The sequence below is a fragment of the Schaalia turicensis genome (assembly GCF_019380255.1).
Taxonomy (GTDB): domain Bacteria; phylum Actinomycetota; class Actinomycetes; order Actinomycetales; family Actinomycetaceae; genus Pauljensenia; species Pauljensenia turicensis_A.
In genome coordinates this window covers 1573667-1589304 of sequence record NZ_CP048928.1, presented here as the reverse complement: position 1 = coordinate 1589304, position 15638 = coordinate 1573667, and the positions used below count along the sequence as shown (strand labels likewise).

Below are 15638 nucleotides of genomic sequence, written 5' to 3'. Positions count from 1 at the left end.
GTCAGTCGGCAATGTCGATGATGACTGGCACATGATCCGACGCGCCCTTGCCCTTACGCTCATCCCGATCGATCTGAGCCTCAACCACACGCGACGCCAACGCGGGGGAGGCGTACACAAAGTCAATGCGCATGCCCTCATTCTTCGGGAAGCGTAGCTTCTGGTAATCCCAGTAGGTGTAGTTGGTGACGCGGTCGCGGGTGATTTCGTCCCACCCATCATCGGCGAAAGCAAAGAATGCGTCGCGCTCGGGCTGTGAGACGTGGGTGGCGTCGGCAAATGCGGTCATGTCCCACACGTCCTCATCAAAGGGGGCGACATTCCAGTCACCGACCATGGCGATCTGCGCCTTCGGGTCCTCAGACAGCCACTTCACACCGTTTTCCTTCAAGACGCGTAGCCACTCGAGCTTGTAGACGTAATGAGGGTCGGTCAGCTCACGACCGTTCGGGATATACAGGCTCCAGATCGTGAATGGTGAGCTATCGGGCGATTCGACAGTAACGCCGAGTGCGCGAGCCTCCACAACCGGAGGATTCCCAAATGCGGGTTGGCCCGCGAAATGATCCTCGACCTTAAGAATCGGTAGGCGCGAGGCTACCGCAACACCATTCCACTGATTCAGGCCGTGAATCCGAACCTCGTACCCCGCTTCGGTGAACTGGTCGACGGGGAACTGGTCGGGTTTGCACTTAATTTCCTGCATCGCCAGTACGTCTGTGCTCGAGCGTTCAAGGAAAGCGATGACGCGATCGACGCGGGTGCGGATGGAGTTGACGTTCCAGGTAGCAAATCTCATGGGATAAACCCTAGCCGGCAGGCTCCGACCTTGCTTGTTCGGGGTTTGAGTCCGCGCTTGTTCAGGGATTGACCGCGCTTGTTCACCAAAGACCTGTTTGTCAGTCTTTTTCGCTCCTGCGGTAGTTGCGGGTGAAGGTCCCTGACGATGGCGTGCTTTGCCTCGTAGGCTTATCTCATGGGAACTGCACTTGTTACCGGCGCGACGTCGGGCATTGGCGAAGAGTTTTGTTGGCAACTGGCTGCAGGTGGCCATGATCTGGTCCTGGTGGCACGGAGTGAAGCGACATTGCACCAGCTTGCGGAGCGACTTCACGCCTACGCGGGGATTAACGCAGAGGTGATTGTCGCTGACTTGGCGAATCCTGACCAGCTGGCTCGCGTCGCTGAGCGTCTGGATGTGGGTGGTGCTGAAGTGGGCGCTTCGGCTCTGAAGCCCATCGATCTGCTGGTGAATAATGCCGGATTCGGGCTAGGTACGTCCTTCCCTGACAACGACCTTGATGCTGAGCTCTATGGCTTGGATGTCATGGTTCGTGCGGTGATGGTGTTGTCGCATCATGCAGCTCGGTCGATGCGCGTGCGTCACCGAGGTGCCATCATCAACACGGCGTCGGTAGCGTCGCGAACAGGGGCGGGCACCTACTCCGCGCATAAAGCGTGGGTCGTTGCGTTCACCGAGGGCCTGTCGGAGGAATTACGAGGCTCGGGAGTGACTGCTACCGCTGTTATGCCGGGGCCGGTTCGTACTGAATTCTTTACAAAGGCTGGTGTCGATATGGAAGAGATGCCGGGTGCGTTCTTGGCGACCCCTGAGGAAGTTGTGACTGCTGGCCTTGACGCGGTGCGTCGCGGGAAAGTGTTGGTCACGCCGACTGTTCCTGCGAAGGTCGGGATGGCGTTGATGAAGTTTGCTCCGCGTTCTTTGACGCGTCGTGTGATGCGGGCTGTTCCGCATATGTGAGTGCATACCAGCACTTAATGGGGCTACTGTTACTAATGTGATTGGTGATAATAATGTGGTTTAGCTCTTGCTCCCTCATTTTGTTCACCGATACTCTGTAATGACATGTCTGCTCGACGTGTGTCTGTTGACTCCCATCAACGATCAGTCGATTGAAGGAAGAACTCGCCAATGAAACTGCGTATGACGAAGCGAACGGCTCTGCTTGGCCTCGTAGCTGCCGCGCTCATCATTCCCGGAGTAAAAGCGACAAGCGCCGACTCCGCGCAGAGTGCAACAGGGGTAAGTATTCCGCAAGCAGCTCAGATGGACCTGCAGTCGGGCGTAAATCCTTTCTCCCCTTCAACGGTGACAACCTCCACCACTCCCTACGCCCCGTCCGGAGGAAACTGGCAGAACATTGGTGGCGATTGGCGTTGGGCTGCCAATGGCACGGGTCTCCAGATTGCGTCAACCTGGGCAAAAATCAATGGGCACATCTATCACTTTGAATCAACAGGCTGGATGAATACCGGTTGGTACAAAGAGGATGGCACTTGGTACTATTTCCAGCCTTCAGGAGGCTATGCGGGAGCCCTACACACCGCCGGCTGGCTCAAGCTCGGCGAAACCTGGTACTACCTTGATCCGACGACCGGCAAGATGATCGCAGACACGGAGAAGATCATCAACGGAAAGCTATACCTCTTCGACATTGACGGCAAGATGAAGACCGGCTGGGTCTCCATGTCGCAAGGTTGGCGCTACATCGACGCATTAGGTGACCGCGTCTTCGGCTGGCTCAAGCTGAACGGCACCTGGTACTACCTTGATCCGTCCACGGGAATCATGCAGACCGGCCGACGCGCGATCAATGGAACCACCTACGTGTTCAACTCTTCGGGTGCAATGTCTACCGGCTGGACCAAGTTGAAGGAAGGCTGGCGCTATTCCGATTCCAACGGCGTCGAGTACCTCGGCTGGCTGGGTCTGAATGGGGCGTGGTATTACCTCGATCCATCAAATGGCGTCATGGTCGAAAATGCTTCCAAGACAATTGGTGGCAGGACCTACACTTTCGACGCCAATGGCAAGATGAAGACCGGCTGGGTATCAAACTCTGACGGTTGGCGTTACCTCAACGCATCCGGGTACGAAACCTACGGCTGGTTGAATGATCGAGGAACGTGGTACTACCTTGATCCGTCCACGGGAATCATGAAGACCGGACGCCACACGATCAATGAAACCACCTACGTGTTCAACGCTTCGGGTGCAATGTCTACCGGCTGGGCACGTCTGAGCGATGGTTGGCACTACTCCTCAACCAGTGGTGCCGAGGCTGTTGGCTGGGCAATCGTGAACGGCTACTGGTACTACATGGATCCCTCAACGGGCATCATGGTCGCAAACACCTCGAAGAATATTGGTGGAAAAACCTACTCCTTCGACGCTTCTGGAGTATGGCGTTCCTGAACGTCTGGTCGTCCTCGTAAAATCCGCGCAACCCCGAACGTGAAATTGTTCGATGTGCTGGATAGTCCGGAAGTCGACGTGCTCATTTCGTCGTGATTCGCTGCTGTACAGTAACGTGCGCCATTCGATAAGGTGATTCCTGAGTAGTATTTACTAGTAATCCAATGTGGCTGATCTTGGTGCCATCTACGGAATTGCAATACAAGGGGAACAATGAGAGTTTCACACCAAGTCCCGTGGCGTACATTGGCAAGCGCGTGTGTTATCTCTGGGCTTGTCCTGTCGACGAACGTCGCCACGTTTGCTGACGAAAACGGTGAAAGCGCACCTTTGACCGTCGCAACCCAGAGCGATCCCCAAGAAAACCCGCAGAATCAGGAGGGTACTTCACCTCTAGGAGCTGAAACCGTAGCTCCTGTCGCTACCCCGAAAAAGACGACTGCCCACGAACCTTTGCAATCCCCTGAAGGTTCATGGATCTACTCCGGCGTCTGGCAGTGGAAGCAACCCGATGGGACGCTCCTGAAAGACTCGTGGGCGCGTATTAACGGCTCCACCTACTACTTCGATGCGAACGGGACCATGGCAAGTAACTGGTTCCGCAACTCTGATTCGTGGTTCTACGCATCCGCGTCTGGTGCTCTTACCACAGGTTGGTTGAATGATCGAGGTACGTGGTACTACCTCGATTCTGAAACGGGACAGATGGTCACCGGCCAGAAGCAAGTGGGAAACGAAACCTACTTCTTCAATGCCTCCGGCGCGATGTTGACCGGTTGGGTTGAGATGCCCGATGGGTGGCATTACGCGACTACGTTCGGCGTTGAAGTTCATGGTTGGTTGAATGATCGAGGTACGTGGTACTACCTTGATCCGTCCACGGGAATCATGCAGACCGGACGCCAAACGATCAATGGAACCACCTACGTGTTCAACGCTTCGGGTGCAATGTCTACCGGCTGGACCAAGCTGAAGGAAGGCTGGCGCTATTCCGATTCCAACGGCGTCGAGTACCTCGGCTGGCTGGGTCTGAATGGGGCGTGGTATTACCTCGATCCATCAAATGGCGTCATGGTTGAAAATGCTTCCAAGTCAATTGGTGGCAGGACCTACACTTTCGATGCCAATGGCAAGATGAAGACCGGCTGGGTTGAGATGTCCGATGGGTGGCATTACGCGACTACGCTCGGCGATGAAGTTCATGGTTGGTTGAATGATCGAGGTACGTGGTACTACCTTGATCCCGTTACAGGCATTATGGCGACAGGCGAGCGAACTATCGGCGGGAACTCCTATGAGTTCGCATCTAACGGCGCGATGTTGACCGGATGGTACAAGCGCGCAGATGGCTGGCATTATCGCAAGCCTTCAGGTGAAGTCGGTCTTGGATGGCAACGGGTTGGTTTAGATTGGTACTACCTTGATCCCGTTACAGGCATCATGGTGACAGGCGAGCGAACTATCGGCGGGAACTCCTATGAGTTCGCATCTAACGGCGCGATGTTGACCGGATGGTACAAGCGCGCAGATGGCTGGCATTACCGCAAGCCTTCAGGTGAAGTCGGTCTTGGATGGCAACGGGTTGGTTTAGATTGGTACTACCTGGAACCGTCTACAGGCATCATGGCGAATGCTGGTCGCACGATCGATGGGAAATGGTACAACTTCCTCTCATCGGGTCAATGGGTCAACTACCAAGCTCCTGCCGGCTATCTACAACCGACAATGTCAATTCAGTCCCTTGGATGGGCTACCAATACTCTGACCTACGGCATGAACGGCGTGAAAGTCAGAATCGTTCAACAGCGCCTAGGTATCTGGCACACGATGAAGCTGGCGTCCGTTGACAGTAGTTTTATGTCGGCAGTGCGTAACTTCCAGCGTCGAGCGGGCCTGCCACAAACGGGCGTCGTCGACGAGCGCACATGGAACGCGATGGGAACCGGGTATTCCTGGTATGTCGACCAGTATCAAGTTGCGCCGACCGTTTCGGTTAGCGCAAGCCGCTCCGAACACATTGAAGCAATGATTTCCTACGCCTTAGCGCAGGTGGGATCGCCCTACACTTGGGGTGGAGCTGGCCCGTACAACTTGGGCTTTGACTGTTCGGGTTTGGTGCTTCAAGCACTACACGCAGGTGGCCTTGATCCACAACCGATTAACGTGCTCAAGCATGCGTGGCCTGACTATCGCACCTCGCAGGAGCTCTACAACTACTCCGGATTCCAATATCTTCCGCTGTCGCAAAGGCAACGTGGTGACTTGATCTTCTACACGTCGGGTGGCGTAGTGACGCATGTGTCGCTCTACTTGGGTAATGAGCGGGTTGTCCACACCGACTGGATGGGGAATCCGGCTCGTGTTGATTCCGTGTGGACTAGCTACGGATACTCCAACACCGCACCGTGGGTCATTCGCCCGTTCCCGTAAAGAGAATCGTGATCTAGCAGGTCGGTAGCTTTCCAGTTTGCCGGCACGTAACGAGGCCCCTCAGGAAACTGAGGGGCCTCGTTCGTCAGTATAGGGAAGCGAGAGTCTTTACTGGTCTTGAGATTTTCCTTGGAGATCTGCCTTGGAACTCTGTCTTAGAACACGATTGGCCAGTGCGGAAGACAGTCGGTCAAGGTGATGTGCGCGGAGTTGAAGAGCTCCACAGTTGATGCATATTCGGGGTTCAACTCGGGCATCTTCCCGGTCTTAATTGCTTCTTCTGCAGCCCGATCATCAACGTATTCGTTTAAGGAGCCATCAGACAGGCGCGCACTTGCATCCGCGTACGCTTTGAACGCCTCCGCTGCATGAGTACCAGTGGAATCCGCCGATCCTGCTTGCACCAGAGCATCAGTTTGTGCCGAGGCAAAAGCCTTGACGAAAGAAGCCCACGCGGTAGTTGCAGTGGTGGAATTGCCCGAGACTGTTGCTTCAGTAAAGGCTTGTCCTTCAGGCAAGGACTCGAGTGCCTGGACGAGAATGTCATCCATCGCTTGGCAGCCCGCTGAAGGGGCGCTCATCTCGGGAAGCGCTTGGGTTGATTGAGGATCGGCATAGATCCCCGCTCCAGCCTCAGATCCGATTGACTGCGCTGTGGGGGCAGATTGTGGGCTTGCCTTGGGCGATGGTGAGCATGCGCCAAGAGTAAGCGTGAGACCTGCAACCGCGCTCAAACACACTGAGCAACGTCCCGGAAAGAGTTGATTTCGCATCAGATTCCTACCGCGAAATCAGGCCAGATCGAGGTCTTCAAGACCGAGCGCATAGAAGTAGGGGAATCCCTCAGCCTCGATGCGTTCCTTAGCGCCAGTTGCGCGGTCAACGATGACTCCAACAGCAACGACCTCGGCTCCTGCTTCACGCAGAGCAGTGGCAGCTTCCAGAGGTGAACCGCCAGTGGTCGAGGTGTCTTCGAGGACAACCACACGCTTGCCGACCACGTCCGGCCCCTCAATGCGACGCTTCATGCCGTGATCCTTGGCAGCCTTGCGCACAACGAAAGCATCAAGGTCGAGGCCACGCGAAGAAGCGGCATGCATCATTGCGGCTGCAACGGGGTCTGCTCCCATGGTCAGGCCACCAACTGCAACATAGTCTTCGCCCGGAGCGAAACCGGATTCTTCCAAAAGATCGAGCATGACGTGGCCGATCAGGGGCGCAGCTTCGTGATGAAGCGTTGCGCGACGCATATCAACGTAGAAATCAGATTCGCGACCGGAAGCCAGAGTCACCTTTTCGTGGATGACGGCGAGTTCCTTGACGAGTTCGGACAGGCGGGCTTTTTGAGAGTCATTCGTCATGCTTCACAGTCTAGACGGTAGGTGGGCATAGAGGATGGGACGCTTTCGCCACATCTCTCGCTCCGTAGCCGGCCGTATACGAAAGTGCCCCCAACCTTTGAACTGTCTCCCGGAAGTTGGACTGATTTATTCAGTTTTCTTCCGGAGGACAGTTCACTTCAGGCTGGGGGCAGTATCGTCAAGAGCTCGAGCATTCAGCCCGAGAAGGGAAAACAGGCGGTCAGCCGGCGATTGCCTCGACCAGCTCAATCAGCTCACCAATACCCTCGTGAATTCCGAATGGGCGGTATGGATACTGTTCGACCTGTTCGATTGACGTTGAGCCGGACAGCACAAGGTGCGTGCGCAGACCGGCTTCAACACCCGCCTGAATATCCGTGTCCATGCGGTCGCCGACCATTGCAGCGTGCTCAGAGTGAGCGCCGATCTTGTTCAGACCTGCGCGAATCATCACGGGGTTCGGTTTGCCGACGAAGTAGGGGCGCTTACCGGTGGCTGCGGTGATCATTGCTGCGATCGAACCGGTGGCGGGCAGTGTGCCTTCATCCGAGGGACCCGTGACGTCCGGGTTGGTGGCGATGAACTTTGCGCCACTTTCGATCAGTCGGATTGCTCGGGTAATCGCGTTGAAGTCGTAGTTACGTGTCTCGCCGAGCACCACGTACTCAGGATCCTGATCGGTCATGATGTAGCCGGCGCCGTGGAGCGCGGTCGTCAGTCCGGCCTCGCCAATCACGAATGCGGACGAGTTGGGTGACTGCTGCGACAGGAATGCTGCGGTTGCGTTTGCCGAAGTCCAAATATGCTCCTCGGCAACATCCAAACCGGACCGTTCAAGTCGAGCAGACAGGTCGCGGTTGGTGAAGATTGAGTTGTTCGTCAGAACCAAGAATGGCATGTTCTTGGCGCGCAGTGCCTCAAGGAACTGCTGAGCTCCGGGAAGCGCGCGGTTTTCCTTGACCAGAACACCGTCCATGTCGGAAAGCCATGCGGAAACAGGTGGCATGTCAGTGAGCGCCTTGGGCGCGATTTCGTTATCAGTCATGTCTTTATCCTATGTGGAATATCGGGGAAAGACATGGATAAGGGTCTATTCGGGATCTGCGTCGATTGCGCCGTGAATGTCGTTGAACAGCAGGTTCGAGATTTCAACTTGAACGTATTCGACGCGCGGAACATCGTGCAGGACAAGCGGGTCGTCTGCGCTGGTCTGCAGAGTCAGAGTGCCACACCCGAACAGGCGGTCGATAAAGTCGCGGTCCATTGCTACGTCGGAAATGCGCGTGATAGGCAGGTCGTGACCCTTCTTGTTGATGATGCCGTGGCGCGTGATGATGCGCTTCGTGGTCAGCGTGAAGGTCGTGGTGAACCAGCGGATGAACGGCATGATGAAGATCGGGAATGTCGCGACGATGACGATTGCCCAGACGATCTCGTGGCTGTAGGGCGCCCACTCAGTCGGTAGGTAGACCGACGCGAAGACGCCGACAATGATCAGAACCAGCTCAGCCAGCGTATTGCCAAGGATGGCTTTGAAGTGCGTGCGCATACGGCGGACAATGTGTTCGTCTTGGGACAAGAGTGCATGACGTGGAGACATGTCTTAATCGTGCCATTATTTCCCCCGCTTGTGCTTGCTATGTAATGCAAGACGCTATCGTTATGCCCGTGAGTAATGATTATCAGGATGTCGTCAGCGCCGGTGAGCGCGGTGCGCAGGTGCCAGGCCGTGTGCTCTCCGGTGGTGCAATGGGGGACGAGGCCACGCCTGCTTCTGAAAGCAGGCCCGGTGTTGGTCCGTGGGTTGGCGAGCTTCCGACCGATGAAAAGTACGATCCTGAACTACTGAAGAACGGCGATCATCGTAACGTTGAAGACCAGTATCGCTACTGGACGATGGACGCGATCCGCGAAGACATCGCAGCCCATGCGCTCCCGTTCGAGGTTGCAATCGAGAACCTCGGTCATGACTTCAATATCGGGTCTATCGTGCGCACTGCGAATGCGCTGGGAGCTAGCCGAGTCCACATCGTCGGGCGTCGTCGTTGGAATCGTCGCGGGGCAATGGTGACTGACCGCTACCTGCAGATCGATCACTGCCAGACTCCCGAAGACCTTGCCCGATCGTGCGCAGAGCGCGGAATGAGCCTCGTCGGCGTCGATAACGTGGAGGGCTCCAAGCCACTGGAATCCACTGAACTGCCGAAGCGAGCGTGCCTGATTTTCGGCGAAGAATCCTCCGGTTTGAGCCAGGAAATGAGCGACCTTGCCGAGGTGATCGTCCACATTACCCAGCGAGGATCGACGCGCTCAATGAATGTTGGCCACGCGGCGGCAATCGCGATGTGGGCGCACGCGTCCAGTTTGGCCTGACGCTTCAGTGATGTGCGCGGCCTCGTTCCTCATCGGCGAGGCCGGGATGACGAAGCTAAAACTACGCTGTTTTTTGTTGCCTGCACGGGCAAAAGTCCACCTTAGAGGCACTTATGTGCAGGAAATAGGGACTTCCTACCTCACATGAAACTTGCGATGTGTGGAACAATAGCCAGTGACAAATCTGTCGTTCGAATAGGAGGCTCCTGTGCCTGTCGCAACCCCTGAGGTCTACGCCGAGATGCTGAACCGCGCGAAGGAAGGCAAGTTTGCCTACCCCGCGATCAACGTGACCTCTTCCCAGACCGTTACCGCTGCTATCCAGGGCTTCGCCGAGGCAGAATCTGACGGTATCGTTCAGATTTCCGTCGGTGGCGCTGAATACGCTTCCGGTTCGACGATCAAGAACCGCGTCACCGGTTCGCTCGCCCTCGCTGCATACGCAACCGAGGTCGCCAAGAACTACGGCGTGACCATCGCTCTGCACACCGACCACTGCGCAAAGCAGAATATTGATTCCTGGATCCGCCCGCTCATGGAGATTGAAGCAACCCAGGATCTGCCGACCTTCCAGTCGCACATGTGGGACGGCTCCGCTGTTCCGCTCGCCGAGAACCTGGAGATCGCCAAGGAACTCCTCGCCCTCTCCCAGAAGGCAAACACCATCCTCGAAATCGAAATCGGCGTTGTCGGTGGCGAAGAAGACGGTGTTGTCGGCGAAATCAACGAGAAGCTCTACACAACCACCGAAGATGCACTCAAGACCGTTGAGGCCCTCGGTCTTGGCGAGAACGGCCGTTACCTGACCGCTCTGACCTTCGGTAATGTCCACGGTGTTTACAAGCCGGGTCACGTCAAGCTTCGTCCCGAAATTCTGGGCACCATCCAGGAAGAGGTTGCAGCAAAGGTTGGTTGGAAGAACAACCGTCCGTTCGACCTGGTCATGCACGGTGGCTCCGGTTCGACCGCAGAGGAAATTGCCCTCGCAGTCGAAAACGGCGTCATCAAGATGAACGTCGACACCGACACCCAGTACGCCTTCACCCGTCCGGTCGTGGAGCACATGTTCCGCAACTACGACGGTGTCCTGAAGATCGACGGTGAGGTCGGCAACAAGAAGCAGTACGACCCGCGTTCGTGGGGCAAGTCTGCTGAAGCAGGCATGGCTGCTCGCGTCGTCGAGGCTTGCCAGCGTCTTGGTTCCGTCGGAACCAAGATGGCCTGATCTTTTACCTGATCAACGGACGGGGTCCGCAGCTACGGCTGCGGGCCCTTTCCGCGTTTAGCCCTGTTTCGCATGCGTGAGGGCGCACTTTTGTCCGGCCACACTGGAAGTTTTGCGCGCTTTCGCTGAAAGAGTGCCTCAGATAGCGACAACGCGGGTGAAACGTGATGAGATTAGAACAGTTCGACGTAAGAAGGGTGGTCGCTATGGGCCAGGTGTGGACTTCAGTTGAAGGCATGATCATCGGCGCGGGTCTTGATCCCAAGGCCGTTATCAATGAGTTGCATGAGCGCGCCATCCTAGCGAAAGTCGAGTGGTATCCGTCTGCCCCGCACTTTGTGGGCGTTGACTTCGCTGTTTCTGGCGGTCGTCTTGGCGTTGTTCGTGACAATACGATTTCTGAAGGTCCCACAATCGAGGATCTTGCCGAAGAGCTTGCATCCCGTTTTGAGGGCGAAGTCCGTATTTCGACCGTGGTCGTGGACCATACTCCCGAAGGGGGCAGTCCGCTTGCTGACGTGTGGGATGACGACTTGGATGACGATGAGCCGGCAGAATCCTCGCGAATCGTTGAGATTGGTAATACACCTGCGTCGTCGGTGCCGTTGCTTGCAGCGCTTGAGGGTATCGATCTTGCCGATCTTGAGGGCAATGGTGGCCAGCGCCTGCTTCTTGCTGAGCTTCCGGTTGAAAAAGCCGGTTGGAACTTCGGTGAACTGCCACTGATAACCCTGTCGAAGCAGGATGATGAGTTCCAAATTTTCCTGGTCACGGATGACCACTTGGAACACGTTGTTATTCACAACTGGGCGATGGACTCAAAGATCATTCCGGGCGCGCACAATGTGCCGACAGAGGTTGACGACGAGATCCTGGATCTCGTCGGCGAACGTCCGAATTTGAAGAAGATTGCGGACGCGGTGAACGGGTCGAACGTTGACGATCTGTACAAGTCGACGTCCCTGTTCGGTGATGACGCTGTTGTCGCTGCGGTGAAGGCGCTTGGTCTGCCCGAGTCCGTTGCGGGCTTCCTGCTGGGGCATATTGATGCCGATGAGGTTGAAGGCGCGAAGCTCCACATGGCTCGCGGTATTTCAAACGCGATCGGTCGCAGCGTGGACATCATGCTGAAGGAACCGGATTCACCGGCTCAGCCTCTGTGGGAGTCCTACCATTCAATCGCTGTCGATCGTCCGCATCTGGTGAAGTATTTTGCCGGTGCCGAGGCTATCGTCGGCACGACGTTGCTGACCCTCGCGGCGCGCGCGCAGGCTCCGCGTCGTGGTTGGATGAAGTTCGGTGGTGTGCTCGGCGCTATTCTGCTGTTTGATTCGGTGGCAGAGTTGTCGCTGTCGCGTTACCTGCGTGCGAAAGAGGACCGCTAGTATCGCTTGCGATTGATGCGTCCTCGTGTGATGATCGCGCCAACTGCTTATTGACGAGGCCGGGGTCGGCAGTTCATTCGAACTGCCGACCCCGGTGCGTTACGTCAGGAACGTGGCGCTTTAAAACGCACGTTTTAGAGCACGTGTGCTTCAGCGGGGAAGTCCTGTGGGCGATCGGTGAAGATACCGGTGACGCCCCATGATGCGAGCTCCTGAGCTTGATCCACATCGTTGACTGTCCAGACGTTGACGTCGAAGCCTGCGTCGCGCATTTCCTTGACCTCTTCAGGGGTGAGGCCGTTGACATCGGGGTGAATTGCGGTGCATCTCAGCAGATCAGCTCCCTGTTGCCAGGTGGGGCCGGGTTGTTTTTCGCGGTCGAACAGCCAACCGAGCTTAATGTTCGGTCGCATAGCGTGGAAGCGTGCGAGGGCCTCGTGGTCGAAGGAAGAAACGATGAAGCGCTCAGTGTTCGCGACCGAATCAACTGCAACAGCGAGGTTCTCGATCAGCTTTTCGCGAAGTTCGGTGCCACCATAGCAGGGCTTGATCTCGAGGTTCATGCCCATGTTTGCCGAATTGGCGAATGAGATGACGTCAGCTACTTCTGGGATTCGTTCGAACCGGTAGGTGTCAGAGAACCACTTTCCGGCGTCAAGTGTGCGAATGTCGGAGAAGCTGAGGTTGTAGTAGCCGCCCTTGCCGGTCGTTGTGCGTTGAAGCTTATCGTCGTGGATGACGATCAAAGATCCGTCGCCGATGACGTCGACGTCGAATTCGAACCAGCGGGCACCGACCTCCGCTGCTTTCGCGAAGGAGGCGATCGTGTTTTCAGGCGCCAATGATGAGGCTCCGCGGTGCGCGAAAATCCTGGGGAATGCCATGCGTGTTCCTTTTGGGTGTTCTCGTTCAGTTGTCTGCCTGCAACGTTAGTCGCTTGGGGGCTAGACCGCTTGTTCTTACCAGAGGTCAGGGTTTGATGCGGCGGTGGTTTCTTCTTCTGTCTGGTCGATGAAGCGTTCTTCGTCGCGTTTGGCGGCAAGAATCTTTTCAACGTACGAGTCGATCGCTTCTTCGAGGGGAACGTCGTGGCCGGCTTGTTCGCCCAGGTACCAGCGGTGTTCAAGGAACTCGTGGTAGATCTGAGCCGGTTCGAGCTTGGTTTTCAGCTCGGCTGGAACTTCTCGCATGACGGGTTCGAAGGCGTTGTTCAACCACTGGTGTGCGGCCAATTCGAGTGGCATGTTCGGGGTGCCCGCGGTGGCTTGGTAGGTGGCGATGTCGTTCAACAAGCGTTGTGCTTGGTGCTCGCCAACATCCATGCCGGTGAGTCGCATGAGCTTGCGATGATGATGTCCGGCGTCAACGACCTTCGGCTGGATCATCAGTTCGGTTGATCCGGCAACCGATGTCATCTTCAATTCAGCAACGTCGAACCCCAGGTCATTGAGGCGTTCGATTCTCTGAGCAACCTTCCACTTCTGGGAAGAATCAATGAGTTCTGTTCCGGTCAGCTCATTCCACAATTCGTCGTAGCGGCTTCGAATACGGTCGCCAACTTCAATGGGATCCGCGTCTTCGGGGAAGTACTCTCCAGCCTGAAGATCCATGAGTTCGCCGATGATGTTAGTTCGTGCCAAATCAACGTCGTACTCGCGCTGGCCAGAGGTGAGTTTCGGGTGGAGCTCGCCGGTTTCTGCGTCCACCAGGTAGGCACTAAATGCTCCGGCGTCTCGACGGAACAAAGTATTCGACAGTGAAACGTCGCCCCAGTAGAAACCAAGAAGGTGCAGGCGAACAAGCAGTACCGCTAGGGCATCAATCAAACGTGTTGCCGTGTCAGCGCGCATGTGTTGGCTGAACAGAGCACGGTAGGGCAGGGAAAACTGCAGGTGTTCGGTGACCAGGACGGCATTGAGCTCCTCGCCGTCAACACTGTGCCTACCGGTGACCACTGCGGTAGGGAGCACGGAAGGGGCACCAAGACGTGAGAGGTCACGAAGCATCTCGTACTCGTGATGTGCGACGGTCGGGCCAATTTCCTTTACGGCGATCACACGGTCAGAGAGGTTCACGAATCGCACGATGTGGCGAGAAATGCCACGGGGGAGAGCCGCGAGGATCTCGTCGGGCCATTCTTCCAGCGGAATTTCCCAAGGAAGATCAAGAAGCGAGGGATCAACGGTCGCAGCCATGATCTCTAGTGATTCGGACATAGTTCTATTCTCTCATTGCTTAAAGGGACGCAATTATTGAGGAGAAAGCGCCAATGAAAGCGCCAACCCACCAAAAGTGGGGCACTGGTCAGGCGTCAGGGATATGAGTTGGCCCCGCCTCGTCACTATCAACGAGAACGGGGCCAACTGTGGATGAATCACTCAGGCAGACGCATACCGGTTGCAGCAGAGAAGTTATGCTGCTGGCCGGGGCGGATGCGAGCGTGGATCACGCCGCCGCGAGCCGGAGCAGTGCGCGGAGGAACGCGAACGATGATCTGCTTCGTTGAGCCTTCGTCGGTGGATCCGAGGCCCTCGGTAGAGCCTGCAAGACGACCGTAAACGTAGGCGTCCGAGCCGAGTTCCTCAACGAATTCAACTTCGATCGGAATCGTGTTTTCTTCGGTTTCGGAAACAACTTCGAGGCCTTCAGGGCGGAAACCGATGGTGATCTTGCCACCGTCTGCCGGAGTGAGGGCGTCGAGGGTTGCCTGCGAGAGCGGAACGCGTGCCGGGCCGAGGATAGCGTTGGTGCCGTCGACGGTGAACGAGCCGAGGTTCATAGCCGGGGAGCCGATGAAGCCTGCGACGAAGTCGTTTGCCGGGCGCTCGTACATTTCCTGCGGGGTGCCGACCTGCTGGAGGAGGCCGTTGTTGAGGACGGCGATGCGATCGCCCATGGTCAGAGCTTCGGTCTGGTCGTGGGTGACGTACACGGTGGTGACGCCGAGCTCACGCTGCAGAGAAGCGATCTGGGTACGGGTCTGAACGCGGAGCTTCGCGTCGAGGTTCGATAGGGGTTCGTCCATGAGGAAGACCTGAGGCTTACGAACGATTGCGCGCCCCATGGCGACGCGCTGACGCTGACCACCGGAGAGTGCCTTCGGCTTGCGCTCAAGGTAGGGCTCAAGGTCGAGGATGCGTGCGGCTTCATCAACGCGCCTGTTGATTTCGTCCTTCGGGGTGCCGGCGATCTTGAGGGCGAAGCCCATGTTTTCACGGACGGTCATGTGCGGGTAGAGCGCGTAGTTCTGGAAGACCATTGCGATGTCGCGGTTCTTTGGCGGAACGTTGGTGACGTCCTTATCGCCGATCAGGATGCGACCGCCGTTGACCTCTTCGAGGCCGGCGAGCATACGCAGGGAGGTGGACTTCCCGCAACCGGACGGGCCGACGAGGACCAGGAATTCGCCGTCCTCGATCTTGAGGTCCAGCTGGTCGACCGAGGGCTTGTCGTTACCCGGGTAGATACGGGTTGCCTTGTCAAAGGTAACAGTTGCCATTATTCATTTTCCTTCCCACCGGCAGGTACGTGCCGGACGATCCGAGTGGGTCGATGTTCACCAGCGTCATCACTGGCGGGTTCCTCGTGCGAGCAACCTTTCTCAACCTAGCACACGGCGTGGTTATGCAACAGGTTTCAGTGTGTCG

General features: G+C 56.7%; 14 protein-coding genes. 6 read left to right on the top strand and 8 right to left on the bottom strand.

Annotated elements, in window-relative coordinates:
• Nucleotide 1: 1 nt before the first annotated feature.
• The gene (locus G5S47_RS06980) at nucleotides 2-799 is read right to left on the bottom strand and encodes an exodeoxyribonuclease III (RefSeq protein ID WP_006680254.1); all 798 of its coding nucleotides are present in this window, start codon (nucleotides 797-799) and stop codon (nucleotides 2-4) included.
• 177 nt (nucleotides 800-976) lie between these two features.
• On the opposite strand from G5S47_RS06980, the gene G5S47_RS06975 reads away from it, so the two are divergent.
• The 3 genes from G5S47_RS06975 (at nucleotide 977) to G5S47_RS06965 (ending at nucleotide 5647) form a co-directional block, all read left to right on the top strand.
• Nucleotides 977-1762 (top strand): SDR family NAD(P)-dependent oxidoreductase, encoded by a 786-nt coding sequence (locus G5S47_RS06975; RefSeq protein ID WP_006680253.1) that lies wholly within the window; start codon nucleotides 977-979, stop codon nucleotides 1760-1762.
• A gap of 171 nt (nucleotides 1763-1933) precedes the next feature.
• Nucleotides 1934-3217, top strand: coding sequence for a hypothetical protein (locus G5S47_RS06970; RefSeq protein ID WP_006680252.1), 1284 nt, complete (start codon nucleotides 1934-1936; stop codon nucleotides 3215-3217).
• A gap of 213 nt (nucleotides 3218-3430) precedes the next feature.
• The gene (locus G5S47_RS06965) at nucleotides 3431-5647 is read left to right on the top strand and encodes an NlpC/P60 family protein (RefSeq protein WP_219585460.1); all 2217 of its coding nucleotides are present in this window, start codon (nucleotides 3431-3433) and stop codon (nucleotides 5645-5647) included.
• A 155-nt stretch (nucleotides 5648-5802) separates the two neighbouring features.
• Here the strand turns inward: G5S47_RS06965 and G5S47_RS06960 are convergent, their stop codons facing one another.
• The 4 genes from G5S47_RS06960 to G5S47_RS06945 form a co-directional block, all read right to left on the bottom strand.
• Nucleotides 5803-6420: a hypothetical protein gene (locus G5S47_RS06960; protein WP_179369941.1), complete on the bottom strand. Its 618-nt coding sequence runs from the start codon at nucleotides 6418-6420 to the stop codon at nucleotides 5803-5805.
• Nucleotides 6421-6438: 18 nt separating this feature from the next.
• Nucleotides 6439-7008, bottom strand: a complete 570-nt coding sequence (gene pyrE, locus G5S47_RS06955) for an orotate phosphoribosyltransferase (RefSeq protein ID WP_006680248.1) — start codon at nucleotides 7006-7008, stop codon at nucleotides 6439-6441.
• 220 nt (nucleotides 7009-7228) lie between these two features.
• Complete coding sequence (locus G5S47_RS06950) at nucleotides 7229-8053, bottom strand: HAD-IIA family hydrolase (RefSeq protein ID WP_006680247.1); 825 nt, start codon at nucleotides 8051-8053, stop codon at nucleotides 7229-7231.
• A gap of 45 nt (nucleotides 8054-8098) precedes the next feature.
• Nucleotides 8099-8608 (bottom strand): PH domain-containing protein, encoded by a 510-nt coding sequence (locus G5S47_RS06945; protein ID WP_006680246.1) that lies wholly within the window; start codon nucleotides 8606-8608, stop codon nucleotides 8099-8101.
• 149 nt (nucleotides 8609-8757) lie between these two features.
• Between G5S47_RS06945 and G5S47_RS06940 the strand changes: the two genes are divergently transcribed.
• The 3 genes from G5S47_RS06940 (at nucleotide 8758) to G5S47_RS06930 (ending at nucleotide 11991) form a co-directional block, all read left to right on the top strand.
• Nucleotides 8758-9381: a TrmH family RNA methyltransferase gene (locus G5S47_RS06940; RefSeq protein ID WP_050998773.1), complete on the top strand. Its 624-nt coding sequence runs from the start codon at nucleotides 8758-8760 to the stop codon at nucleotides 9379-9381.
• A 208-nt stretch (nucleotides 9382-9589) separates the two neighbouring features.
• Nucleotides 9590-10606, top strand: coding sequence for a class II fructose-bisphosphate aldolase (fbaA, locus tag G5S47_RS06935; RefSeq protein WP_006680244.1), 1017 nt, complete (start codon nucleotides 9590-9592; stop codon nucleotides 10604-10606).
• Between the two features lie 206 nt (nucleotides 10607-10812).
• Nucleotides 10813-11991, top strand: coding sequence for a hypothetical protein (locus G5S47_RS06930; RefSeq protein ID WP_179369939.1), 1179 nt, complete (start codon nucleotides 10813-10815; stop codon nucleotides 11989-11991).
• A 134-nt stretch (nucleotides 11992-12125) separates the two neighbouring features.
• Here the strand turns inward: G5S47_RS06930 and G5S47_RS06925 are convergent, their stop codons facing one another.
• The 3 genes from G5S47_RS06925 to G5S47_RS06915 form a co-directional block, all read right to left on the bottom strand.
• Entirely contained in the window at nucleotides 12126-12875 is a 750-nt protein-coding gene (locus G5S47_RS06925; protein WP_219585459.1) for a glycerophosphoryl diester phosphodiesterase, read from the bottom strand.
• Between the two features lie 75 nt (nucleotides 12876-12950).
• A complete protein-coding gene (locus tag G5S47_RS06920) occupies nucleotides 12951-14207 on the bottom strand; it encodes a DUF4032 domain-containing protein (RefSeq protein ID WP_219585458.1) in 1257 nt (418 codons plus the stop codon).
• Nucleotides 14208-14365: 158 nt separating this feature from the next.
• Nucleotides 14366-15490, bottom strand: a complete 1125-nt coding sequence (locus G5S47_RS06915; RefSeq protein WP_179369937.1) for an ABC transporter ATP-binding protein — start codon at nucleotides 15488-15490, stop codon at nucleotides 14366-14368.
• Nucleotides 15491-15638 lie beyond the last annotated feature (148 nt).